This is a genomic window from Micromonospora siamensis (genome assembly GCF_900090305.1).
Lineage (GTDB): Bacteria > Actinomycetota > Actinomycetes > Mycobacteriales > Micromonosporaceae > Micromonospora > Micromonospora siamensis.
This window is the reverse complement of record NZ_LT607751.1, coordinates 2,954,693-2,977,190: the sequence shown is the minus strand read 5'-3', so window position 1 is coordinate 2,977,190 and position 22,498 is coordinate 2,954,693. Positions and strand designations below refer to the sequence as shown.

Genomic DNA, 22,498 nt, shown 5'->3' with positions numbered 1-22,498 from the left:
AACTGGCGGCCGAGCACGCCGTGCGGCCGATTGGCCGTTTTCGAGCAGCGGCGCCTGAGGCGGCCCCCGGTGAAGGAGACTTCTCTCAACCCACGCCATCTCGCAACAGCGTGGAACAGCAAACCACGTGGCGAAAACTCTGCACAGCCCACCGGACGAAAAATCTCCGACATGTGACCTGACGGATGTCTCCATCGGCTGGCCGGGCCGGTCCGGCCGTGCGAAAGGCCCCTTACCCGTCGATGCGGGAAGGGGCCTTTCACACTGCCGTCCTCAGTCGGGCCAGCGGCCGGTCAGCCGGCGTACCCCGACCGCGCCGCCACGGTCGACGGCCGCCCGGACCACCGCGAAGATGGCGCCCTGCAGCGCCGCGGCGGCCAGGATCTCGCCCCAGCGGCGGTCCTCGTCGGTCGCGCTGGGCGCCTCGCCGTCACCGGCGGTGATCGTCCAGACCTTACGGAAGATCGCCCCGGCGACGGTGCCCGCGGCGATGCCGAGCAGCACCCCGACCGGCTTGTACGCGGCCTTGCCGATGCCCTTGCTCACGAACGCCTCCCCCGCACGATCAACACCACGATCACGGTCGCCAGCGCACCCGCCGCGACCGCCGCCCACGGCGCGGGGTTGCGACGCACGGCGGATCCCGTCTCGTACGCCTGCACCCGCGCGACCTGCGCCTTCTGCGCCGCCTGGCCCCGCATCACGACGGCCTTCTGCGCCGCCTGCCCGCGGATCTCGACGGCCTTCTGCGCCGCCTGCCCGCGCACCCGGGCCACGGTCTGCGCCGCCTGCTCCCGCATCCGCTCCTTGGCCTGCTCGGCGGACTCCCGCAACCGGGCCTTCACGTCCGCCTTCGCGGCCAGCAGCTCCATGGTCTCGCCCAGTTCCACCCGGGTCCGGCGGATCTCCTCGCGGAGCGCCTCCTTGTCACCGGTCCCGTTGCCCGTCGTCATGCCCGCCTCCCGTCCTTCACCGCGGCGGTGACGGTGTCCACGTCCGCCCGAAGGCTGCGGACCGTCGCCTCCGGCACCGGCGGGACGGCACGGCTGACCTGCTTCTTGCCGATCAGGGCGAGGATCCCGGCGAGCACGAAGAGCACCACCGCCACGATCAGGGCGGCCAGCCACGCGGGCATCACCAGCGCCAACAGCAGGATCACGGTGGCGACCAGGGCGCCGGCGCCGTACAGGGCCATCACCCCGCCACCGCCGAAGAGTCCGATCCCGATCCCGGCGTGCTTGCCCTTCTCGGTCAACTCCGCCCGGGCCAGCGCCAACTCGTCCCGCACCAGGCGGGAGACCTGCTCGGTGGCCCGCTGCACCAACTCGGCGGTGGACGGCTCGCTTCCGGTCCGGGACGTGCTGCGACTCGCGACGTCAGCCATGCTGTCCTCCTTTCATCATCACCGCGCTGTATGCCCGGAGCCGCCGCCCGTCAATCCTGCGCGGGGCGACCGGTGGAAACCGGCCGCACGAGCCCGCCGCCCGGTCGTGGCCCGACGGGCGACCGGCCGGACGCAGGGCGTGCGCAGCAGGTCCCCCGGAACGGGGCCGTCAAACCCGCCGGCGGCCACCGGTCCGCGCCGCACCGGGTCGACTCGCCCGGCGTACGGGCCAACGTCCGTCGACCACCGAAGGTCACGCACCCGGGGTGGACACGGCCGCGCCCCCGACCGCCGTGGGAGGCGACCGGGGGCGCGGGGACGAGTCAGGAGATCAGCGGCGCCCGTCGGCGGTCTCCTCGGGGCCGACGAAGGCCTCGCTGCGGGCGTCGCCGTCGTCGCTGCCGCCGAAGACCCGCGCGTCGTCGGGCATCTCCGGCTCGGCGAGCCGACGGACCGGCCGGCGGGGCTGCACCCACTGCCAGGGCAGCGCCCCGGAGGCGTCGCCCAGCTCGGTGCGCAGCCGCGGCAGGGCGGTCGGCCGGTGGTCGCGTACCCAGGCGGCCAGGTGCTCGCGGACCAGGCAGCGCAGGTCCCACAGGCTGCCGGCGTCGGCCGCGCTGACCAGCGCCCGCACCTTGATCATGCCGCCGGTGGCGTCGGTGACCTGGAGTACGCAGACCCGGCCGTCCCAGAGCTCGGTGCTCTCCACCAGCCGGCGCAGCTCCTCGCGCATCGCCTGGACCGGGATGGACCAGTCGAGGTCGAACTCGGCGGTGCCGAGCACCGCCGCCTCGGTGCGGGTCCAGTTCTGGAACGGGGTGCTGGTGAAGTACGAGGTGGGCAGGATCAGCCGCCGGTCGTCCCAGATCTGGACCACCACGTAGCTGAGGGTCAGCTCCTCGATCCGGCCCCACTCCCCCTCGACCACCACCACGTCGTCGAGGCGTACCGCGTCGCTGAAGGCGAGCTGGAGGCCGGCGAAGACGTTGCCGAGCAGGCTCTGCGCGGCCAGCGCGGCGACCACACCGAAGACACCGGCGCTGGTCAGCACGCCGGCGCCGATGCCGCGGACGGCGGGGAACGTCATCAGCATCACGCCCACCGCCAGCACCACGATCACCGCGATCGTCAGCCGCCGCAGCAGCACCACCTGGGTGCGCACCCGACGGGCGTGCCGGTTGTTCGGCACGTCCGTACGGAACCGGGCCAGCGCGGTGTCCTCGACCACCACCAGCAGCGAGGCCACCAGCCAGGCGACGGCGGCGACCACGGCCAGCACCAGGGTGTGCAGCACCAGCTTCCGCCACGGGGTCCCCACCGCGTACGTCGTGGTGTAACGCACCGCGAGCTGGACGGCCAACACCGTCGCGGCAACCTGGAACGAGCGGTGGGCGTGATCGGTCAGCTCGGTCATCAGCAGCGAGCGGCGGCCGAGCCGGCGCACCACCCGGTGGATCACCTCCACCACCACGAGGGCGATCGCCGCCGCGCCCAGCGCGGCGGCGATCGTCGTCAGGTAGCTCTGCACAGGTTGTCTCCCCCCACCGGGCGTCGGGCAAAGGCCCAATGGTGCCCGGCGATCCCGCCATCGACCAGCTCAGACCTTTCGGTAGCGGGACTGCACGAAGCAGTAGACGCCGAAGGCGGCGATGCCCAGGGCCATCAGCACCAGCAGCACCGGCCCGTACGACTGGTCCCGCAGGGTGCGCAGCGCGGCGTCCAGGCCACGGGCCTTCTCCGGGTCGTACTTCACGGCGGCGGTGACGACCAGGATCCCGGCGATCGCGAAGACGGTGCCCCGGGCCGCGTAGCCGGCCATGCCGAGGCGGCGGGTCAGCGAGAGCGCCTTCGGGCTCATCTGCTCGGTCTTGAGGTTGCGCAGGAACTTCTTCTTGATCCCGTAGATCACCATGCCGATGCCCACCGCGGCGAGCACCAGGCCGGCGAGCCCGACCAGCCAGCGGCCGCCGGTGGAGGCCATCAGCTTCTCCGACAGCGCCTGCTGCCGGTCGGAGGCGTTGGCGCTGGCGTCCTGGACGACCTTGATGGCGGTGTACGCCAGCCAGCCGAAGACGATCGTGCGGACCACGGAGGTGATCCGCTCGACCAGCCGCTCCTTGCCCTGCGCCGAGCGGTGCCCGAGGATCGCCTCGAACAGCTGCCAGATGGCCATCGCGATCAGCCCCACCGCGACGGCGATCAGGAGGAACTCGCCGAGCGGCTGTTCGCCCAGGGTGCGCAGGGCGCCGTTCTGGTTGCCCTCCTCGCCGGAGCGGCCGAAGGCGATCTGGAAGGCCAGCCAGGCGAAGAGCAGGTGCACGATGCCGTAGCCGATGAAGCCGGCGCGGGTCAGCAGTTCGAGCCACCGGCTGTTCGCGGCCTGCGAGGCGGTGGCTTCGGCGTTCCGGGTGAGAGACATGGCGGCACAATCTCCGGTTGCGAAGATTTCCAAACGTGGGCCGCCCGGCCCGAGCTGCCGGAACTAGCGCGAAACCCGGATCTTGACCTGTTCGTCGGTGACGCTGTCCAGGGTGACCGAGAAGTCCCCGGCCGAGGCGGCCTGCTGACCCACGGTCAGCGAGAGCTGCTCACCGGCCACCTCGACGGTCACCTGGTCGCCCTGGGCGCCCACCAGCTTGGCCTCGACGCCGAGGATGGTGGTGCTGGCCTCGACACCGCGGTCGAAGGTGACCGTGCAGGCGTCCAGGCCGCAGTCGGTGGAGGCGCCCTGCGAGCTGCATCCGGTGAGCAGCGCCGCGCCGAGCACCAGGCCGGCCAGGAGGCCGCCGGCCCGTCGGGCGGCGATGGTGGAGGGGAGGTGCCGTCGGTTCGTCACCGGGCCAAGGGTACGAGACGCCGGCACGCCGGTCACCAGCCGGTTGATCATCTTTTCCGGCCGAACGCCGGTGCGGGTTAGGGTCCGGGCATGCCGTTCGACATCGCCCGCACCCGGGCCGCGTACCCCGCCCTGACCGAGGGCTTCGCCCACTTCGACGGTGCCGGGGGCACCCAGACCGCCGCGCCGGTGATCGAGGCCGTCGCCGCGGCGATGCGGCACGCCATCGGCAATCGCAGCGCCGCCTTCGCCCCCGGCCGGCGGTCGCTGGAGCTGGTCGCCGCCGCCCGGACCGCGGTCGCCGACCTGCTCGGCGCGGACCCCGCCGGGGTGGTCCTCGGGCCGAGCGCCACCGCGCTCACGTACACCCTCGCCCGGACCCTCGGCGCGACCTGGCGCCCGGGCGACGAGGTGGTGGTCTCCCGGCTGGACCACGACGCCAACGTCCGGCCGTGGGTGCAGGCCGCCGAGGCGGCCGGGGCGACGGTGCGCTGGGCCGAGTTCGACCGGGACACCGCCGAGCTGCCCGCCGGCCAGTACGCCGACCTGGTGGGCGAGCGCACCCGGCTGGTGGCGGTGACCGCCGGCAGCAACGCCACCGGCACCGTGCCCGACGTCGCGGCGATCGCGAAGACGGCGCACGCGGCCGGGGCGCTGGTCTGCGTGGACGGGGTGCACTCGGTGCCGCACGGTCCCACCGACCTCGAGCAGCTCGGCGCGGACTTCTTCGTGACCAGCGCCTACAAGTGGTCCGGCCCGCACCTGGGCGCGATGGTGGCCGACCCGGCCCGCTGGGCGCAGCTGCGTCCGGAGAAGCTGCTCCCGTCCTCCGACGCGGTGCCGGACCGGTTCGAGTTCGGCACTCCCAGCTTCCCGCTGCTGGCCGGGGTGGCCGCCGCGGTGGACCACCTGGCCACCCTGGACCCGGCGGCGACGGGTGACCGGCGGGCCCGGGTCCGGGCCGGGCTGGCCGCCGCGCAGGAGCACGAGGAGCTGGTCTTCGCGCGGCTGGTCGCCGGCCTGGCGGCGCTGCCCGAGGTGACCGTGCTCGGTTCGCCGGCGCGGCGCTGCCCGACGGTCTCCTTCCGGGTGGCCGGGCTGACCCCGGCCGAGACCGCGGCCGAGCTGGGCGCCGCCGGGCTCTGCCTCTCCTCCGGCGACTACTACGCCTACGAGTACTTCCAGGCGATGGGGCTGCGGGAGCGCGGCGGGGCGGTCCGGGCCAGCGTCTACCACTACAACACCGTCGAGGAGACCGACCGGTTGCTGGCCGAACTGGCGAGGCTGGTCGCCGGCCGGGGCAGAATGGCCCGGTGAGCTTTCTGGTCGAGGAGAACCCCGCCGCGCACCGCTTCGAGATCCTGGTCGACGACGCGCTGGCCGGCTTCACCGCGTACGTGCCGCGCGGGGAGGTGCTGGTCTTCACGCACACCGAGGTGGACGAGAGGTTCCAGAACATGGGGGTGGGCGCGGCGTTGATCCGGGGCACCCTCGACCAGATCCGGGCCCGGGGCGGCCGGGTGGTCCCCCGGTGCCCGTTCATGGCCGCCTTCATCGAACGGCACCCCGACTACGCCGACCTGGTCACCGTCGACTCCTGAGGCGTCAACCGGCGGTGAGCCGTTCCGCGGCGGCCCGGGCGCAGGCCCGGGTGGCGCCGTGGGTGGCCAGGTGGACCGCGCCGGTGACCAGCTCGGGCACGCCCAGCTCGACCACCACCGCGTCGGGGCGGGCGGCCAGCGCCCGGGTCACGGCGGTCCGCATCCAGTCGTGCCGGTGCAGGTCCCGCACCACCAGCACCAGCGGCCGGCCGACCGCTTCGGCGGTCGGGTCGGTGGGCGTCGCGTCGCGGTCGTACCGGGCGGTGGTGGTGCCGGGCAGCAGCGCGGCGAGCGGGGCGGCCACCCCCCACGGGGTCTCCGGGCCGATGGCGATGTTGCGGGGCGGGGCGAACTCGACCACGTGCGGCGGCCGGGTGAGCGGCAGCAGGCCCGCCCCGGCCGGTGTCCCGGTCACCCGCACGGCCCGCCGCGCCGCGGCCAGCCCGACCGTCGCCCCGGGCCGGGCCGCGCCGGTCGTCCGGGCGCGGGCGGCCACCGTCCACGCGGCCAGCTCGCCGACCCGCTTGGCGGCCTCCGCCAGCCGCTCCTCGGGCAGTTCGCCGCCGCGCACGGCGGCCACGATCGCGTCCCGCAGCCGGGTGGCGGTCTCCTCGTCGGCGTGTTCCCCGCCCACGCAGACCGCGTCGGCCCCGGCGGCGAGGGCCCGGACCGCGGCACCGGCCAGGCCGTACCGGTCGGCCACCGCGCGCATCTCGATCGCGTCGGTCACCACCACGCCGTGGAAGCCGAGCTCCTCGCGGAGCAGGCCACCGAGGATGTACGGGCTCAGCGTCGCCGGCAGCGTCGGGTCGAGCGCGGGCACCAGCAGGTGGCCGGTCATCACGGCCTGCACCCCGGCCGCCACGGCGGCCCGGAACGGGACCAGCTCACCGGCGCGCAGCGCCGCGCCGGAGGCGCCGATCACCGGCAGGTCGTGGTGCGAGTCGACCCTGGTGTCGCCGTGGCCGGGGAAGTGCTTGGCGCAGGCCGCCACCCCGCCGGTCTGGAGGCCGCGTACCCAGGCGGCGGTGTGCCGGGCGACCAGGTCGGGGTCGGCGCCGAAGGAACGCACCCCGATCACCGGGTTGCCGGGGTTGGAGTTGACGTCGGCGTCCGGGGCGTAGTTGAGGGTGACGCCGGCCGCGGCCAGCTCCAGGCCGAGGTCGCGGGCCACCGCCTCGGTCAGCGCCGGATCGTCCACCGCGCCGAGGGCCAGGTTGCCGGGGCGGGAGCTGCCCCGGGTCGACTCGATCCGGGTGACGTCGCCGGCCTCCTCGTCGATCGCCACGACGACGTCGGGGCGCTCGGCGCGCAGCGCCGCGGTCAGGCCGGCGAGCTGCTCGGGGCCGGCCACGTTGCGGGCGAACAGGACCACCGCGCCGAGCCCGTCGGCCAGCCAGCGGCGGATCCAGGGCGGTGGGGTGGTGCCGACGAAGCCGGGTTGCAGGACGGCCGCGGCCAGCCGGGTCAGCTCGCGTTCCGGGAAGCTCACGCCGCCTCCGCCCCGACGCCCTGACCGGTCCGCACAGCGTTCATCGCCACCCACCCCGTACCTCGCCACCCACCGCCGCCCGGCGCGTGCCTGCCATGGTCACACCCGCGGCCCCAAACAGTCAATAAACCTTACTGTTTCCTGCTGGCGCTCGGCGGGACCGCGTGGGAGAGTGCCGGCATGGCTCCCACGCTGCTCGCCGACGCCACCGGCGCGGCCGACATCCCCGGCGTACGCCTGCTCGGCCTGGTGGTGGGCGGCCTGTTCCTGCTGATCGCGATCCGGGCGATGTTCAAGCGCTGATCGGCCCGTCGGCGGTTCCGCCCGGCCCCGCCCGGGTACCGCACTCCCCGTCCGCAACGGCACGTGACGAGGGGAAAGCGATGAGGATCGGATACTTCCTGTCCAGCGAGGAGTACACCCCGGCGGAGCTGCTGGAGCAGGCGCGCGGCGCCGAGCGGGCCGGCTTCGAGGCACTGTGGATCTCCGACCACTACCACCCGTGGGTCGACGCCCAGGGCCAGAGCCCCTTCGTCTGGTCCACCATCGGGGCGCTCAGCCAGGTCTGCTCGCTCCCGGTGACCACCGCGGTGACCTGCCCGACCGTCCGCATCCATCCGGCGGTGCTGGCCCAGGCGGCGGCCACCAGCGCCGTCCTGCACGAGGGTCGGTTCGTGCTCGGCGTCGGCTCCGGCGAGGCGCTCAACGAGCACATCCTCGGCGACGCCTGGCCACAGACCGACGTCCGGCTGGAGATGCTGGAGGAGGCCGTCGAGGTGATGCGCGAGCTGTGGGCGGGCGGGTTCGTCAACCACCACGGCCGGCACTACACCGTCGAGCACGCCCGGATCTACACGCTGCCGGAGACACCGCCGAAGGTCTACGTCTCCGGCTTCGGCCCCAAGGCGATCGACCTGGCCGCCCGGATCGGCGACGGTTACGTCAGCACCATGCCCGACGCCGACATGGTGCGCCGGTTCCGCGACGGCGGCGGCGGGGACAAGCCGTGCCAGGCCGGCTTCAAGGCCGCGTACGCCGACAGCGAGGAGGCCGGCATGCGGATCGCGTACGAGAAGTGGCCGAACGCCGGGGTGCCCGGTGAGCTGTCCCAGGTGCTCCCCTCGCCGCGTCACTTCGAGCAGGCCGCCCAGCTGGTCCGGCCGGAGATGATGAAGGAGTCGTTCGTCTGCGGCAACAGCGCCGACGCGCACCTGGAGATGATCGACAGGTACGCCAAGGCCGGCTTCGACGAGGTCTACGTCGCCAACACCGGCCCGAACTGGCAGGGGCTGTTCGACCTCTACCAGCGGGACGTCCTCCCGCGCCTGCGCTGACGGCAGTCGGAGGGGGCGCCGGGGCGGTCAGCCGGCACCGGGCGGGGCGAGGCCGTGCAGCAGGGTCTCGACCACGTCGGACACCAGGTCCGGGGCGGGCTCGGGCACGGCCGGGCCGGACGGGTCGAGCAACCGGCCGAGGACCAGGTCGTGGCAGACGCCGACGAGCAGGGTGGCGACAGCCTCCGGCCGGGCCTGCGCGCGGACCCGACCGAGCCGCTGCTCGGCGCGCAGGTAGCCGGCGAACTCCGCGCGCAACCCGTCCCCGCCGCCCATCGGGTTCGGCAGTTCGGCGAGCCGGGCCAGAACCTTGGGCTGGCCGACCACCCCGGTGAACGCCGGCAGGATCGCCGCGTGGACGGCCAGGGCCCGTTCCAGGTACGCCCGCAGGTTCGCCCCGACCGTCCGTTCCCCCGGCCGGGGCGGTTCCCCGGCCTGCCCGGCCCCGACCGCCCGCACGTGCGCGTGCAGCGCGTACGCGACCAGCTCCTCCTTGTCGGCGAAGTGGTTGTAGAGCACCCCGTCGGCGACGCCGGCCTCCCGGGCGATGTCCCGTACGGTCAGCCCCGCCGTGCCGCGGGTCGCGACGAGCCGGCCGGCGGCGGCGATCAGGTGCTCGCGCAGGTTCTGCCCCCCGTCGCGCAGGGCGGCGGCTCTCCTCGGTGACATCACCAGGCATCCTAGGCTCGCCGGTGACCGGGCAGTCGTAACGGTCAGGCGGGGCGGTCGGCGGTGACCAGCCAGGCGGTGCCGCGCAGGCGTACCCCGGACGGGTGCTCGTGGCGGCGCAGCGCGTCGACCAGGGCGGCCCGGGCGCGCTCCGCGGTGGCCGGGTCGACCCGGTCGAGCTGGTACCGGATCGGCCCCCAGCCGGCCAGGAACCGGCCGGCGTCCGCGGCGTCGCGCCCCCAGGTCCCGACGGCCTCCACCGGTTCGCACTCCACGCCGGCGAAGCCGGCGGCGGTGAGCACCCGGCGGACGACGTCGGGGTCGGCCAGGGAGAGCGGCTCCGCCGCGCCGGTGCCGTCGGTCCCCGGCGGCGGGAGATGACCGGCGAGCGCCCCGAGCACCGCACCCAGGTCGCCGTGGCGGAAGCTGTCCAGGCAGACGAAGGCGAGCCGGCCGCCGGGGCGCAGCGCCCGGCCGACGTTGGCGAACGCGGCCACCGGGTCGGCGAAGAACATCACCCCGAAGCGGCTGAGCGCGACGTCGAACGCGCCCGGCGGGAACGGGTGCACCTGCGCGTCGGCGCGGACGAACTCGACGTCGGGTAGGCCCTCCTCGGCGGCCGAGGAGCGGGCCCGCTCCAGCATCGGGCCCGAGAGGTCCACACCGACGGCGTACCCGCCGCCGGCCCGGGCGGCGAGCCGGGTGAGCTGGCCGTTGCCGCAGCCGACGTCCAGCACCCGGTCGCCGGGGCGCACGGCGGCGAGCAGGACGTCGCTGAAACCGCCGTTGACCGCGTCGTAGCGGGCCTGATGGTCGGCCCAGTGCCGCCCCTCGTAGCCGTTCCAGGCGGCGGACTGGTGGGTGTTGACGATGGTCGCCATGCGGCCCCTCCCGTAATGAACCGACATTCATGAACAGGCGTTCATAATGATGTCGGGACTGTCCCGCGGTCAACGGTTTCGGCGTTGATCGGCTCGGGTACGTCCGGTCACCGATGAAACTGTCCACGCACTCGACGACGTTGCGCCGTGCCGCGAAGAGCCTCTTCGGCTGGACCGAGCTGCGGCCCAACCAGCTCGCCGCCATGCGCGCGGTGATGAAGCGACGCGACGCGCTGGTGGTCCTCCCCACCGGCGCCGGCAAGTCGGCGATCTACCAGATCCCGGCGAGCCTGATCCCCGGACCCACGGTGGTCATCTCCCCCCTGCTGGCCCTGCAACAGGACCAGATCGCCGCGCTCAACGAACGGCAACGCCCCGAGCTGCGGGCCGTGCGGATCAGCTCCGACGAGAGCGCCGCCCAGCAGGCGCAGGCGATCGTCGAGATCCGCGAGGGCCGGGCCGAGTTCCTCTTCATCACCCCGGAGGCGTTGAGCAATCCGGACCGGATGGCGGAGGTGCGCGAGCTGAAGCCGGCCCTGGTGGCGATCGACGAGGCGCACTGCATCTCCGCCTGGGGACACGACTTCCGCCCGGACTACCTGGCGCTCGGGCACCTCATCGACGGCCTCGGCCGGCCGCCGGTGGTGGCGCTGACCGCCACCGCCTCCCCGCCGGTACGCGACGACATCATCGCCCGGCTGCACCTGCGCGACGCCGAGGTGGTGGTCTCCGGGCTGGACCGCCCCAACCTCTTCCTCGAGGTGGCGTACTGCCCCACCGACGACTACCGCTGGCGGCGGCTGACCGCCCTGCTCCGCGACGACGAGCGGCCCGGCATCATCTACGTGCCCACCCGGCGGGCCGCCGAGGAGTTGGCGCAGCGCCTGACCGACGCCGGCTTCCCGTCGAAGTTCTTCCACGGCGGCATGCCGACCGCCGCCCGCAACGAGCTGCACGAGGCGTTCCTCGCCGACCAGGTCCCGATCATGGTGGCCACGTCGGCGTTCGGCATGGGCATCGACAAGCCGAACATCGCCTGGGTGGTGCACATGGCCCTGCCCGACTCCCCGGACAGCTACTTCCAGGAGATCGGCCGGGCCGGGCGGGACGGCCAGCCGGCCCGGGTGCTGCTGCTCTGGCGGGCCGAGGACGTGGGCCTGCAGCGCTTCTTCAGCGGCGGCCTGCCCAACGAGAACGAACTCCGCGAGCTGGCCGCGCTGGTCCGCAAGAAGCCGGTGACCAAGAAGGAGCTGCGCGAACGGAGCGGTCTCGGGCCGCGCAAGCTCGGCCAGTTCCTGTCCCTGCTGGAACAGATCGGCGCCGTCGAGCTTCGGGCCAAGCAGAAGCTGGGTGCCCCCCGGTACGCCCCGAAGCCGGCGGAGGCCGCCGCGGCGGCACTGGCCGAGGCCGAGCGCCAGCAGACCGTCACCCGGTCGCGGACCGACATGATGCGCGCCTTCGCCGAGACCACCGGCTGCCGCGGCCAGGCCCTGCTGGCCTACTTCGGCGAGCAGATGAGCGAGGTCTGCGGGCACTGCGACAACTGCCACGCCGGCACCAGCGTCGCCGACACCGGCGCGGTAGGGCCGTTCCCCGTGCACAGCCAGGTCCGGCACCCCGAGTGGGGGCCCGGGCTGGTGCTGAACTACGAGGACGACAAGATGACCGTGCTCTTCGACGAGGTGGGATACAAGACCCTGTCCGTACGCGTGGTGTCCGAACAGGGCCTGCTGACGCTGGACTAGCCTGAGCCGGACCCCGGCCGCCGGCACGTGACGGCCGGAACCACCACCTGACCCTGACAAGCTGTGCCGAGGAGGGCTCTGCCGTGATCGAGCAGCCGGCGTACACCGGTTTCGGTTTCTCCGACGAGGAGTGGGGGCTGCTGGTCGGCCTTCCACAGTCCGTGGTGACCGCGGCGAGCGCCGCCGAGTCCGACAGCACCCGCCGCACCATGGCGGAGAACGCCGCCGGACTGGAGACCATCTCCGCGGGCCGCGAGTCGGCCAGCCCGCTGGTGGCCGCGGTCGCCGGCGAGATCGTCACCCGGGTCGGCGACCCGGAGGCGGGCGCCGAACTGCCGGTCATCGCGCCGGCCGACCCGCAGCCCATGATCGACGACGTGCTGGTCCGCGCCGGTGAGGCCGCCGCCCTGCTGGCCGCCCGGGTCGACGAGGGCCAGGCCGGGGCGTACAAGCACTGGCTGGTGGAGATCGCCGAGCAGGTGGTCGGGGCGGCCTCCAGCGGGGGCATCCTCGGCATCGGCGGGGACCAGGTCAGCGACTCCGAGCGGCGGTTCCGGGACCGGCTGTCGCACGTGCTCAACGACTGACGACGCCGGACGAGCGTCGACGCAGGGGCGATCCGCGCGGCCCCGTGCCCGCGCGGATCGCCCCTGCGTGTGTAGAGCACCGACCCGCGGCCTGTCGGCCCGTCCCGTCGCCCTGACGACCCGACCTGCGGCACCCCGGCTCGCCCCGGACGCGGGCCCCGGGCTCAGCGGGACTGCGGTCGTACCGGTGGGGCGAGGACGGCCCCGGCGGCCGGGGTGGCCGGCACGTCGGTCGGTGCGGTCTCCACGGCGACCGACCCGGCCGCCGCCGGCAGGCGGGCGCCCCGTAGCACCGCTGCCGCGACCACCGCGGCAGCCAGCATCACCAGCGCCGCCGCCACCGCGGCCGAGTGCAGCCCGTCGGTGAAGGCGAGCCGGGCGGCACGCAGGACCGCCGCGCCGGTGGCGGCGGGCAGGCCGTCGGCCACGGCGAGCGCCCCGCCGAGGGTCTCCCGGACGGTGGCCACCGCGCCGCCGGGCAGGCCGGACGGCAGTCCGTCGACCGCCTCCCGGTGGTAGACCGCGGCGCCCACGCTGCCCAGCACCGCCATCCCGAGCGCGCCGCCGAGTTCGCTGGAGGACTCGGTCAGCGCGGAAGCAACCCCGGCCCGCTCCGGCGGGGCCGCCCCCAGGACCAACTCGGTGACCAGGGACATCACCAGGACCAGGCCGGCGGCGTAGCCGGCCGCGCCGAGCAGCAGCAGCCACAGGGGCGAGTCCGGCGTCACCCGGGTGAGCACCGTGAAGCCGCCCGCCGCGACCACGAAGCCGACGGCGATCAGCCAGGCGCGGTCGACCCGCTGGGCCAGGGCGGTGCCGGCCGGGGCGACGCCACCGACCGCCAGCGCCGGCACCAGGCTCCACAGCGCCGCCCGCAGCGGGCTCAGGCCGAGCACCGACTGGAGGTGCTGGGTGGTGAAGATGGCGAAGCCGACCAGGCCGAACATGGCCAGCAGGTTGGCGCCGAGCGCGCCGCTGAAGGCACGGCGGCGGAACAGCGCCAGGTCGACCATCGGGTGCCGGGCGGTGCGCTGCCGCGCGACGAAGGCGACGCCGAGCAGCACGCCGAGGGCGACCGCCGCGCCCCGGGCCGGGGTCCAGCCGTCCCGGGCCGCCTCCTTGATCCCGTAGATCACCGGCAGCAGCGCCCCGAGCGAGAGCACCGCCCCGGGCAGGTCGAAGCGGCCGGCGGCCGGGTTGCGGAACTCCGGCACCAGCGCCGGGGCGAGCAGCAGCAGGAGCAGCATCGCCGGGATGTTGATCAGGAAGACCGAACCCCACCAGAAGTGCTCCAGCAGCACGCCGCTGAGCACCGGCCCGATCGCCACGCCGCCGGTCATCGCCGCGGTCCAGATGCCCACGGCGGTGCCGCGCTGCTTCTCGTCGTGGAACATGTTGCGGATCAGGGCCAGCGTGGACGGCATCAGGGTGGCCCCGCCGACGCCCAGCACCGCGCGGGCGGCGATCAGGGCGGTGGCGCTGTCGGCGTACGCGGCCAGCAGCGACGCGCCGCCGAACGCGGCGGCCCCGAGCAGCAGCAGCCGGCGCCGGCCGATCCGGTCACCGAGCGCGCCCATCGTGATCAGCAGCCCGGCGAGCATGAACCCGTAGATGTCGAAGATCCAGAGCTGCTGGGTGGCGCTGGGCCGCAGCTGCTCGCTGATGAACGGGACGGCGAAGTAGAGCACCGACACGTCCATCGAGACGAGCAGCAGCGGCAGCATCAGCACGCCGAACCCGATCCATTCCCGCCGGCCCGCCCGGGCCGGGGCCCCCGTCTGACTCATCGCGACTCCTTCTGCGTACGGCATACGCTCTTCTGCGTAGACCATACGCAGAAATAGGATGACGGGGCAAGGAGGAAATGTGGACGCGACGAAGGACGACACCGGTCCCGCTCTCCCCCCGGCCATCGAGGCCGCCTGGGGCCTGCGCGACCGCGCGCCGAAGGGCCCCCGGCCCGGCCTCACCCTGGCCGGGATCGTCGAGGCGGCCGTGCGGGTGGCGGACGACGAGGGCCTGGCCGCCGTCTCCATGGGCCGGGTCGCCAAGGAACTGGGCGCCGGCACGATGGCCCTCTACCGGTACGTCGGCGCGAAGGACGAGCTGCTCACCCTGATGGTCGACACCGCGTACGGCGAACCCCCCGGCGCCGGCGACGACGGCCGGGACTGGCGCGCGGGGCTGGCCCGGTGGGCCTGGGCCGACCGCTCCGCGCTGCGCCGGCACCCGTGGATGCTGCTGGTGCCGATCGCCGGCCCGCCGCTGACCCCCAACTCGCTGGCGTGGCTGGAGGACGGCCTGCGCTGCCTCGCCGACACCGGGCTCGCCGAGAACGAGAAGATGTCGGTCATCCTGCTGGTCACCGGGTACGTCCGCAACGAGTCCCTGCTGACCGCGCAGATCGTCGAAGGCACCCGGGCCGCCGGCATCGCGCCCGGCGAGCTGATGCCCACCTACCGGCGGCTGGTCGCCCGGGTGACCGACCCGCAGCGGTTCCCCGCCCTGCACCGGGTGCTGGCGGCGGGCGTGCTCGACCGCGACGACGACCCGGACGACGAGTTCGTCTTCGGCCTGGAGCGGGTGCTCGACGGGGTGGCCGCGCTGATCGGCCGGCGGACCACCGGCTGAACCGCCACCGACGCGCCCAGCCGGGACGGGTGGCGCGGATCGTCAACCGGCTGGCGCGTACGGTCAACCTCCGCTGGCCATACTCGATGCGGGCCGACGCCGGTCGAGACCGGCAGGCCCGGGCACATCGGGGGGCTGGGGCGAGGCGCCCGCGACCACGGTCGCGGGCGACCGCCCGGCGGCTCCCGCCGGACCGACGCGCCACCACCGAACGCCGGTCCCGTCGCGGTTCCCCCAGGACCCGGCGGGACCGGTCAGGTTCCCGCGGTCCCCGCCGCGCCCCGAACCTCCGCCGGCACCGGTCAGGCGTCCTCCAGCAGGGCCAACACGATCCGTTCGGCGTCCTCCCGTGGCGTCTGCGGCGCCACCGGCGCCACCACCCCGTCGTGGAACAGGTCGACCACCCGCGGGTCCACGTAGGAGGTCCGGGCCACCGTCGGGGTGTTGCCCAGCAGCTCCGACACGGACCGCATCACGGCGGCCACCGCCCTCTTACGGGCCGTCGCCGAGCGCGCCGGACCCAACGTCGCCAGTTCCGTGGCGGCCAGCACCGTGGCGTGCCAGGTGCGGAAGTCCTTCGCGGTCATCTCCCCGCCGCTGGCGTCGCGCAGGTAGTCGTTGACCTCGTCACTGCGCACGTCGCGCCAGTCCCGACCGTCCCAGTAGCCGAAGAGGCGTTCCTCGCTGCGACGCCGCCGGCGCAGGTTGGTCAGCACCCGGCACAGCTCCGGATCCTCGATCCGGCGTACCTGCTCGACGCCGCCCTTGGCCGGGAACTCGAAGACCACGCAGCCACCCCGGGACCGGGCGTGCTCCGGCCGCAGCGTGGAGACCCCGTAGGTGGCCTCGTCGCCGACGGCGTACTGGTCGTTGCCGACCCGGAACATGCCCATGTCGAGCAGCCGGGTCACCGTGGCGAGCACCCGGTTGCGGTTCAGTCCCCGACCTTCCAGGTCCTGCGCCACCCGGCTGCGCAGCACCGGCAGCCGGTGCGCCACCTCCAGGACGTGGTCGAACTTCGCCTCGTCCCGCTTGCGCCGCCACTGCGGGTGGTAGAGGTACTGCTTGCGTCCGGCCGCGTCGATGCCGGTGGCCTGGATGTGCCCGTTGGGGTACGGCGAGATCCAGACGTCCTCCCAGGCGGGCGGGATGACCAGGCCGTCGATCCGGGCCACCTCGTCCGGGTCGCGCAGCGGCGCGCCGGCCTTGTCGACGTACCGCCAGCCCTCGCCGCGCCGGCGACGTCCGTACCCCGGCCTGCCCGGATCACTACGCCGCAATCGCACCGGACGTCCGCACCGCCTGTTCCGCCTCGTCCACGGCGGCCAGCACCCGGTCGAGCGGGATGGCCGCCATCGTCGATGGCGTTCCTACCCCTGCGCCACCGGTCCATTCACCGTCGCCAGCGGTCAGCACCCGGTGCCGGGAGCGGCCGGGCGGCGGTCCCCACCGGTCCGGCGGGACCGGTCCGAAGAGCACCACGGAGGCGGTGCCGTAGCCGGTGGCCAGGTGGGCCACCCCGGTGTCCCCGCTGACCACCAACCGGGCCCGGGCGACCAGGGCGGCCAACTCGCCGACGTCGGTGCGGCCGGCGAGCACGGCCGTGGCCGGCAACCCGGCCCGGTCCGCCACCCGCCCGGCGAGTTCCCGCTCGTCGGCGGAGCCGGTGACCACCACCCGGTGTCCCCGTTCGGTGAGCTGCCGCGCCAGGGCGGCGAACCGGTCGGCCGGCCAGCGCTTCGCCCGGATCTTGCTGCCCGGGTGCACGACGGTCACCCCGGTCGGCACGCCCGACGGCGGGGGCGCAAGCAACGCCAGGTCGCCCGGGTCGGCGGGGATGCCGTACCAGGCGAGCAGCCGGCACCAGCGGTGCACCTCGTGTTCGTCGTCGTTCCAGGCCGGTCCGTCGTGGTGTCCGGCGTCGGGGTTGGCGAAGGCGAGCATGCGGTCGGGTCGGGTGGTGGTGAGCATCCGGTGTGACTGTGGGCCCCTGCCGTGCAGGTTGACCGCGATCTCCGGTGCCGGCCCGGTCCGGGGCAGGGGTCCGAGGCCGTCGGTGTGGATCCGTCGGTCGATGCCGCCGACCAGGTCGATCAGGGGGTCGAGCCAGGCGGGGGCGATGAGGGCCAACTCCTGTTCCGGGTACGCGGCGTGCAGGGCGCGCAGCGCGGGGACCCCGGTGGCGAGGTCCCCGACGCCGAGCGCCCGCAGGACGAGGATCACGGGTACGACGACTCCTGCTCGGCGCAGACCACCATCTCCCGCACCGCGCAGCCGGCCGGCTGGGACAGCGCGAACATGACGGCCGCGGCCGTGTCGGCCGGATCGTTGAGGATCGCGTCGGGGCCGGGCTTGTACTGCTCGTCCCGGTCGTCGAAGAAGGCGGTCCGCATGCCGCCGGGGATCAGCAGGGTGACGCCGACGGTGCCGGCGAGTTCGGCGGCGAGGGCGCGGGTGAAGCCGACCACCCCGAACTTCGCCGCGCAGTACGCGGTGGCGTCGCTGACCGCCTTGACGCCCAACGTCGAGGCCACCGTGACGACGCTGCCCCGGGACGCCTCCAGATAGGGCAGTGCCGCCCGCACCACGGCGGCGGTGGCCAGCAGGTCCACCGCGACGATCCGGTCCCAGGTCTCCCCGGGCAGGTCGGCGAGTTTCCCCGGGACGTCCATGCCGGCGGCGGTCACCACCCCGTCCAACCCGCCCGAGCGTTCGGCGAGCTGCCGGGTGGCCTCCTCGGCCGCCCGGGCGTCCGCCAGGTCGCACTCCACCCACGGCACCCCGTCGGCCGGCGCCCGCCGGTCCAGCACCAACGGCCGCCCACCGGCCCTGGCCACCGCGGCCACCACCGCCGCGCCCAGCCCACTCGACCCACCGGTGACCAGGACGGTCGGCCCGGCTCCGGGCACCCCACGGCTCATCGTGACCTCCCTGTCGTCGCCGACCGCACCTCGTGCCGGCCCGGCTCGCCCACCTGGCTCTCCGCCGCCCGCCGCCGGCCCGCCCGGGCCGCCGCGATCAGGTCGCTGGTGGACCGGCCGTCGAGGTAGGGCACCACCACCGTGTGCCCGCCCCAGCGGCGCAGCAGCTCCGCCTCGGGCAGCGCCGGCTCGTCACCCGCCCCGGTGGCGTAGTCGCCGCCCTTGACCCAGACGTCGGGCCGCAGCCAGGACAGCGCCGCGTGCGGGGTGGCCTCGTCGAAGATCAGCACCGCGTCGACGCAGCTCAGCGCGGCCAGCATCCGGCTCCGGTCGCCCTGCGGCACCACCGGCCGGTCCGGCCCTTTCAGCCCGGCGACGCTGGCGTCGGAGTTCAGGCAGACGATCAGGCAGTCACCGAGCTGCCGGGCGGCCTGGAGGGTGGCGACGTGACCGGCGTGCAGCAGGTCGAAGCAGCCGCCGGTGGCGACGACCGTGCCACCCGCCGCGCGTACCTCGGCGGCGAGCGCGCCCGCGGCCACCACGCCGATCCGGTCCCCGCCGGACACGGTGACCACGGCGGGCGCCGTACGCACCGGCGGCGGCAGGACGGCGGCCACTCCCCCGCCCGCCACGTACGCCGACGCCTCGGCGACCGCGTGCTGCACCGCCTCGGAGACCAGCGCTCCCCGGGCCAGCGCGAGGCTGGCCGCCGCCGCGAACCGGTCGCCCGCGCCGCAGGTGTCCCCCTCGGCGCTGGCCGGGGCGGGCACCACCAGCGGGGTGGACCCGGCGTGGCAGAGCAGCGCCCCGTCGCCGCCCAGGGTGACCGCCACCGCGCCGGCCCGCCAGCGCTCCCGCAGTCCCTGCGCGCCCCGGGAGGCGGTGACCAGGCGGGACGCGCCCGGCGCGACCTTCGCCAGCTCCCGCGCCTCGGACTCGTTCGGGGTGGCCAACTGGACGCCGGGCACCGCCGCCGGCCCGCGCGGGTGCGGGTCCCAGACCACCGGGGCGGCGGTGGCGGCGAGCGCGGCCCGCAGTGCCGGCTGCCGGGCCACCCCGCGCCCGTAGTCGCTGACCAGCACCGCCGACGCGGTGGCGATCAGCCGCAGCACCGCCTCGCTGGGCTGCCCGGGCTCCCCCGCCGGCCCACCCCGGTCGTGCCGCAGCAGCACCCGTCCCCGGGCCCGCAGCCGGATCTTCTCCGGTGTGGCGCCGGCCAACGGCAGCCCGTACACCTGCACTCCCGCGGCGGTGAGCAGCGAGCTGAGCCGGGCCCCGCCCGCGTCGTCGGCCAGCGCGGTCACCAGGGCCACCTCGGCACCCTGCGCGGCGGCGAAGAGCGCCGCGAGTCCCGCCCCGCCGGGCCGGTCCACGTGCGCGGTCTCGTCCAGCACGGGCACCGGCGAGTCCGGACAGAGCCGGTTCACCACTCCCTCGACGTCCCGGTCCAGCAGGGTGTCGCCGATCACCACCACGGGTCCCGTCACGCTCGACCTCCTCGTTCCGGCTCGGTCTCCCGGTCGGCGCCGAGCACCACCTCGACCCCCGTGCGCACCGGCCCCGCCCGGGTGGTCCCGGCGGGGGCCGGACGCGTCGCCGCGACCGGCACCGGTTCGGTGGCCGCGCCCGGCACGGCGGTCAGGGCCCAGTCGACGTACTCGCAGAGCACGTGAGCCGAGACCAGGTGCAGCTCCTGCACCACCTGGCTGTCCGCCGAGGACACCGCGAGGGCCTCGTGGCAGGCGTCGGCGAGTGGGTTGGGGGCGGGGCCGGTGAAGGCCCAGGTGCGCAGGCCGGTGGCGTGGCCGGCGTGGGCTGCGGTGAGCAGGTTGGGGCTGGTGCCGCTGGTGGACAGGAGCAGGAGGATGTCGTCGGGTCGGCCGTGGGCGCGGACCTGGCGGGCGAAGACCTCGTCGTAGCCGTAGTCGTTGCCGATGGCGGTCATGGCGCTGGTTTCGGCGTGCAGGGCGATGGCGGAGAGTGGTTCGCGGTCGTGGCGGAGTTTGCCGACGAGTTCGGCGGTGAGGTGTTGGGCCTCGGCGGCGCTGCCGCCGTTGCCGGCCACCAGCAACCGCCCGCCCGCCACCAGGGTCGCCGCGAGCTCCCGGCCCCACCGGGCGAGCAGTCCCTCGCACTCCCGGTAGGACAGCAGCGCCTCCGCCAGGTGGGCCAGGTGCACGTCCAGCACCGACGGTCCCCCGCCGTCGGCCGGCCGGAGGTCCGGCGACCGCGCCGTCATCCGGCGACCACCCGGCTCGGCCGGCGCACCGCGGCCACCTCCCCGTAGACCTCGGCGAGCCTCTCCGCCGTGGTGGCCCAGGAGTAGCACCGCCGGGCCCGGTCCAGCGCCGCGGTGGCGTACCCGAAGCGGCGGATCCGGTCAGTGAGCAGGCCCTGGACGGCGGTGCCCAACGCCCGCGGGTCGCGGGCCGGGACGAGGTCACCGGTGCGGCCGGGCACCACCGTGTCGGTGAGGCCACCGACCGCGGTGCCGATCACCGGGATGCCGCAGGCCATCGCCTCCAGCGGGGTGAGGCCGAACGGCTCGTACCAGGGGGCGGCGACCAGCACGTCCGCCGACCGGTACCAGCGCCCCATCTCCTCCCGGGGCACCGCGCCGACCAGCCGCACCCGGTCGGCCACCCCGCACGACTCAGCCAGGGCCCGCAACCGCCGGGCGTACGGGTCGGACTCCAGCAGGCCGGCGGGGGGACCCCCCACCACGACGCACTCCGCATCGGGTACGTGCGCCATCGCCCGGATCACCGTCTGGAAGCCCTTGCGTTCCACCAGCCGGCCGACGGTGAGGATCCGGGCCCGCCCCGGCACCCGCTCGGCGGTCGGGCCGAGCGGGGTGAAGGTGCTCAGGTTCACCCCGGACGGGATGATCGTCATCCGGGACCGGGGGACTCCCATCCGGACCAGCTCGCCGACCTCGTCGCGGCACTGGGCGACCACCCGGTCGACCGAGCAGCCCAGCTCCCGCTCGTACGCGACCCGTCGGGCCGGGCTGGTGTCCTGCACCCCCTGGTGCCGCCGCTTGACCGTGCCCAGCGCGTGGTACGTCTGCACCACCGGCACCCCGGTCCGTCCGCCCGCGCTCAGCGCGGCCAGCCCGCTCATCCAGAAGTGCGCGTGGATCACCTCGGGCGTCCAGTCCCCGCCCCGCCACCGGTCCACCAGCCAGTGGCTGAACTCCCGCATGTGCGGCAGCAGCTCGTCCTTGGCCAGCGGCTCCGCCGGTCCGGCCGGTACGTGCACCACGTCGAAGCCGTCCGGGGCTCGGACGGTGACCGGCAGGTCCGGCGCGTCGCGGCGGGTGTAGACCCGGACCTCGTGGCCGGCGTCGACCAGCGCGGCGGCCAGCTCCGCGACGTGGGTGTTCTGGCCGCCCGCGTCCTCCCCGCCGAGGACGGCGAGCGGGCTGGCGTGCTCCGAGATCAGCGCGACGCGCATACTTCCTCCTCCAGCAGCCGGTCCCAGTCGGCGAGGAAACGTTCCAGGCCGTAGCGCTCCCGCGCCGCCGCACGGGCCTGCGCGCCGGTGCGGGCGGCCAGCGACCGGTCCTCGACGAACCGTCGGGCGCCGTCGCGCAGGACGTCGATCCGGGTGGACAGGACGCCGGCCGGCGGCGGCACCGCCACCACCGCCTCGGTGGTGGCCAGCGCGACCACCGGCATGCCGATGGACATGGCCTCGATCAGGCTCAGCCCGAGCGAGGTCCACCGGCACAGGTGCAGGTACGCCCGCCGCCGCGCGAGTTCGGCGTGCATCAGGTGCTGGGGCACGTCGTCGTGGGTGGTGACCCGGCCGGCGGGCAGCCCGAGCCGCTCGGCCAGTCCGGCCACCCCCATGCCGAAGACGTCCAGCGGGGCGATCTCGGCGAACCGGGGCAGCAGGTCGGTGCCGGTGACCCGCCAGCGGCGCACCGGCTCGTTGATCACCACGGCGAGCCGGTCCAGCTCACCGGTCCACTCGACGGTCGGGGCGACGATGCCGTGCTCGACCACCGTGCTGCGGGTGCTCCCGTTGTCCCAGAACAGCTCGTTGAACGCGGTGACGTGGACCAGCAGCAGGTCGTCGCGGTCGGCCATCGGGTGGCGGGTGTTCGGCACGTCGCCCTTCGGGGTGTTGTGCTCGACGTAGATCGCCGGAATGTCCCGGCCGACCCGCCGGCCCAGCCACTCGCAGGCCAGGTCGAACTCCTCGGGCCGCTGCAGCACGACCAGGTCGACGTCGGCGTGGCGCAGCTCCTGCGGGGTCACCTCGACGGCGTCCGCCGGCCACGGGTAGGTGCGGGCCCGACCCAGCCCGTACGGGCCGCGCTCGGGGGTGACCGGCACCAGGTAGCGGTGCTTGCCGTGCACGAACGAGGTCATCCACGACCCGTGCACGTGCCAGACCAGCACGTTCATCG

General features: G+C 74.7%; 24 protein-coding genes. 7 read left to right on the top strand and 17 right to left on the bottom strand.

Features of this window, described 5'->3' with window-relative positions:
• Window positions 1–273: 273 nt before the first annotated feature.
• From GA0074704_RS13680 to GA0074704_RS13655, 6 genes are all read right to left on the bottom strand, one after another.
• Window positions 274–546 carry a DUF4235 domain-containing protein gene (locus GA0074704_RS13680; RefSeq protein WP_088970867.1) on the bottom strand — a complete coding sequence of 91 codons (273 nt, stop codon included), beginning with the start codon at window positions 544–546 and terminating at the stop codon, window positions 274–276.
• Window positions 543–953 carry a DUF3618 domain-containing protein gene (locus tag GA0074704_RS13675; protein WP_088970866.1) on the bottom strand — a complete coding sequence of 137 codons (411 nt, stop codon included), beginning with the start codon at window positions 951–953 and terminating at the stop codon, window positions 543–545. Before GA0074704_RS13675 ends, GA0074704_RS13680 begins: the two co-directional genes overlap by 4 nt.
• Window positions 950–1,384 carry a phage holin family protein gene (locus tag GA0074704_RS13670; protein WP_088970865.1) on the bottom strand — a complete coding sequence of 145 codons (435 nt, stop codon included), beginning with the start codon at window positions 1,382–1,384 and terminating at the stop codon, window positions 950–952. Before GA0074704_RS13670 ends, GA0074704_RS13675 begins: the two co-directional genes overlap by 4 nt.
• Before the next feature lie 331 nt (window positions 1,385–1,715).
• Window positions 1,716–2,912: a mechanosensitive ion channel family protein gene (locus GA0074704_RS13665; protein ID WP_088970864.1), complete on the bottom strand. Its 1,197-nt coding sequence runs from the start codon at window positions 2,910–2,912 to the stop codon at window positions 1,716–1,718.
• Between the two features lie 69 nt (window positions 2,913–2,981).
• Window positions 2,982–3,803 (bottom strand): DUF1206 domain-containing protein, encoded by an 822-nt coding sequence (locus GA0074704_RS13660; protein WP_088970863.1) that lies wholly within the window; start codon window positions 3,801–3,803, stop codon window positions 2,982–2,984.
• Between the two features lie 63 nt (window positions 3,804–3,866).
• Entirely contained in the window at window positions 3,867–4,220 is a 354-nt protein-coding gene (locus GA0074704_RS13655; protein WP_088973663.1) for a hypothetical protein, read from the bottom strand.
• A 90-nt stretch (window positions 4,221–4,310) separates the two neighbouring features.
• On the opposite strand from GA0074704_RS13655, the gene GA0074704_RS13650 reads away from it, so the two are divergent.
• Window positions 4,311–5,537, top strand: a complete 1,227-nt coding sequence (locus tag GA0074704_RS13650) for a cysteine desulfurase-like protein (protein ID WP_088970862.1) — start codon at window positions 4,311–4,313, stop codon at window positions 5,535–5,537.
• A complete protein-coding gene (locus GA0074704_RS13645) occupies window positions 5,534–5,821 on the top strand; it encodes a GNAT family N-acetyltransferase (RefSeq protein WP_088970861.1) in 288 nt (95 codons plus the stop codon). Before GA0074704_RS13650 ends, GA0074704_RS13645 begins: the two co-directional genes overlap by 4 nt.
• A 4-nt stretch (window positions 5,822–5,825) precedes the next feature.
• Here the strand turns inward: GA0074704_RS13645 and GA0074704_RS13640 are convergent, their stop codons facing one another.
• Entirely contained in the window at window positions 5,826–7,313 is a 1,488-nt protein-coding gene (locus tag GA0074704_RS13640; RefSeq protein WP_088970860.1) for a glycoside hydrolase family 3 protein, read from the bottom strand.
• A 180-nt stretch (window positions 7,314–7,493) separates the two neighbouring features.
• Between GA0074704_RS13640 and GA0074704_RS29670 the strand changes: the two genes are divergently transcribed.
• Together GA0074704_RS29670 and GA0074704_RS13635 are read left to right on the top strand one after the other, a co-directional pair.
• Window positions 7,494–7,616: a hypothetical protein gene (locus GA0074704_RS29670; RefSeq protein ID WP_269458921.1), complete on the top strand. Its 123-nt coding sequence runs from the start codon at window positions 7,494–7,496 to the stop codon at window positions 7,614–7,616.
• Between the two features lie 80 nt (window positions 7,617–7,696).
• Window positions 7,697–8,647 carry a TIGR03557 family F420-dependent LLM class oxidoreductase gene (locus GA0074704_RS13635; protein WP_088970859.1) on the top strand — a complete coding sequence of 317 codons (951 nt, stop codon included), beginning with the start codon at window positions 7,697–7,699 and terminating at the stop codon, window positions 8,645–8,647.
• Window positions 8,648–8,674: 27 nt separating this feature from the next.
• Here GA0074704_RS13635 and GA0074704_RS13630 read toward each other — a convergent pair whose 3' ends face one another.
• Together GA0074704_RS13630 and GA0074704_RS13625 are read right to left on the bottom strand one after the other, a co-directional pair.
• Window positions 8,675–9,316 carry a TetR/AcrR family transcriptional regulator gene (locus GA0074704_RS13630; protein ID WP_088970858.1) on the bottom strand — a complete coding sequence of 214 codons (642 nt, stop codon included), beginning with the start codon at window positions 9,314–9,316 and terminating at the stop codon, window positions 8,675–8,677.
• Window positions 9,317–9,360: 44 nt separating this feature from the next.
• Window positions 9,361–10,197 (bottom strand): class I SAM-dependent methyltransferase, encoded by an 837-nt coding sequence (locus GA0074704_RS13625; RefSeq protein ID WP_088970857.1) that lies wholly within the window; start codon window positions 10,195–10,197, stop codon window positions 9,361–9,363.
• Between the two features lie 113 nt (window positions 10,198–10,310).
• On the opposite strand from GA0074704_RS13625, the gene GA0074704_RS13620 reads away from it, so the two are divergent.
• Complete coding sequence (locus tag GA0074704_RS13620; RefSeq protein WP_088970856.1) at window positions 10,311–11,942, top strand: RecQ family ATP-dependent DNA helicase; 1,632 nt, start codon at window positions 10,311–10,313, stop codon at window positions 11,940–11,942.
• A gap of 83 nt (window positions 11,943–12,025) precedes the next feature.
• Window positions 12,026–12,529 carry a hypothetical protein gene (locus GA0074704_RS13615; protein WP_088970855.1) on the top strand — a complete coding sequence of 168 codons (504 nt, stop codon included), beginning with the start codon at window positions 12,026–12,028 and terminating at the stop codon, window positions 12,527–12,529.
• Window positions 12,530–12,693: 164 nt separating this feature from the next.
• Here the strand turns inward: GA0074704_RS13615 and GA0074704_RS13610 are convergent, their stop codons facing one another.
• Complete coding sequence (locus GA0074704_RS13610) at window positions 12,694–14,316, bottom strand: MFS transporter (protein WP_197697628.1); 1,623 nt, start codon at window positions 14,314–14,316, stop codon at window positions 12,694–12,696.
• Between the two features lie 79 nt (window positions 14,317–14,395).
• Here GA0074704_RS13610 and GA0074704_RS13605 point away from each other — a divergent pair, with 79 nt between their 5' ends.
• Window positions 14,396–15,160 (top strand): TetR/AcrR family transcriptional regulator, encoded by a 765-nt coding sequence (locus GA0074704_RS13605; RefSeq protein WP_231926851.1) that lies wholly within the window; start codon window positions 14,396–14,398, stop codon window positions 15,158–15,160.
• Window positions 15,161–15,462: 302 nt separating this feature from the next.
• On the opposite strand, the gene GA0074704_RS13600 is transcribed toward GA0074704_RS13605, so the two are convergent.
• From GA0074704_RS13600 to GA0074704_RS13570, 7 genes are read right to left on the bottom strand one after another with little or no spacing between them, the layout of a single operon-like run.
• Entirely contained in the window at window positions 15,463–16,446 is a 984-nt protein-coding gene (locus GA0074704_RS13600) for a DNA topoisomerase IB (protein ID WP_088970853.1), read from the bottom strand.
• The gene (locus tag GA0074704_RS13595) at window positions 16,430–17,383 is read right to left on the bottom strand and encodes a glycosyltransferase family 9 protein (protein ID WP_088970852.1); all 954 of its coding nucleotides are present in this window, start codon (window positions 17,381–17,383) and stop codon (window positions 16,430–16,432) included. The genes GA0074704_RS13600 and GA0074704_RS13595 overlap by 17 nt, the downstream gene beginning before the upstream one ends.
• Window positions 17,380–18,081 (bottom strand): SDR family oxidoreductase, encoded by a 702-nt coding sequence (locus GA0074704_RS13590; RefSeq protein WP_088970851.1) that lies wholly within the window; start codon window positions 18,079–18,081, stop codon window positions 17,380–17,382. The genes GA0074704_RS13595 and GA0074704_RS13590 overlap by 4 nt, the downstream gene beginning before the upstream one ends.
• Complete coding sequence (locus tag GA0074704_RS13585) at window positions 18,078–19,568, bottom strand: PfkB family carbohydrate kinase (protein WP_088970850.1); 1,491 nt, start codon at window positions 19,566–19,568, stop codon at window positions 18,078–18,080. Before GA0074704_RS13585 ends, GA0074704_RS13590 begins: the two co-directional genes overlap by 4 nt.
• Complete coding sequence (locus GA0074704_RS13580) at window positions 19,565–20,320, bottom strand: D-sedoheptulose-7-phosphate isomerase (RefSeq protein ID WP_088970849.1); 756 nt, start codon at window positions 20,318–20,320, stop codon at window positions 19,565–19,567. Before GA0074704_RS13580 ends, GA0074704_RS13585 begins: the two co-directional genes overlap by 4 nt.
• A complete protein-coding gene (locus GA0074704_RS13575; RefSeq protein WP_088970848.1) occupies window positions 20,317–21,537 on the bottom strand; it encodes a glycosyltransferase in 1,221 nt (406 codons plus the stop codon). Before GA0074704_RS13575 ends, GA0074704_RS13580 begins: the two co-directional genes overlap by 4 nt.
• Entirely contained in the window at window positions 21,522–22,496 is a 975-nt protein-coding gene (locus GA0074704_RS13570) for a glycosyltransferase (protein WP_088970847.1), read from the bottom strand. Before GA0074704_RS13570 ends, GA0074704_RS13575 begins: the two co-directional genes overlap by 16 nt.
• Window positions 22,497–22,498 lie beyond the last annotated feature (2 nt).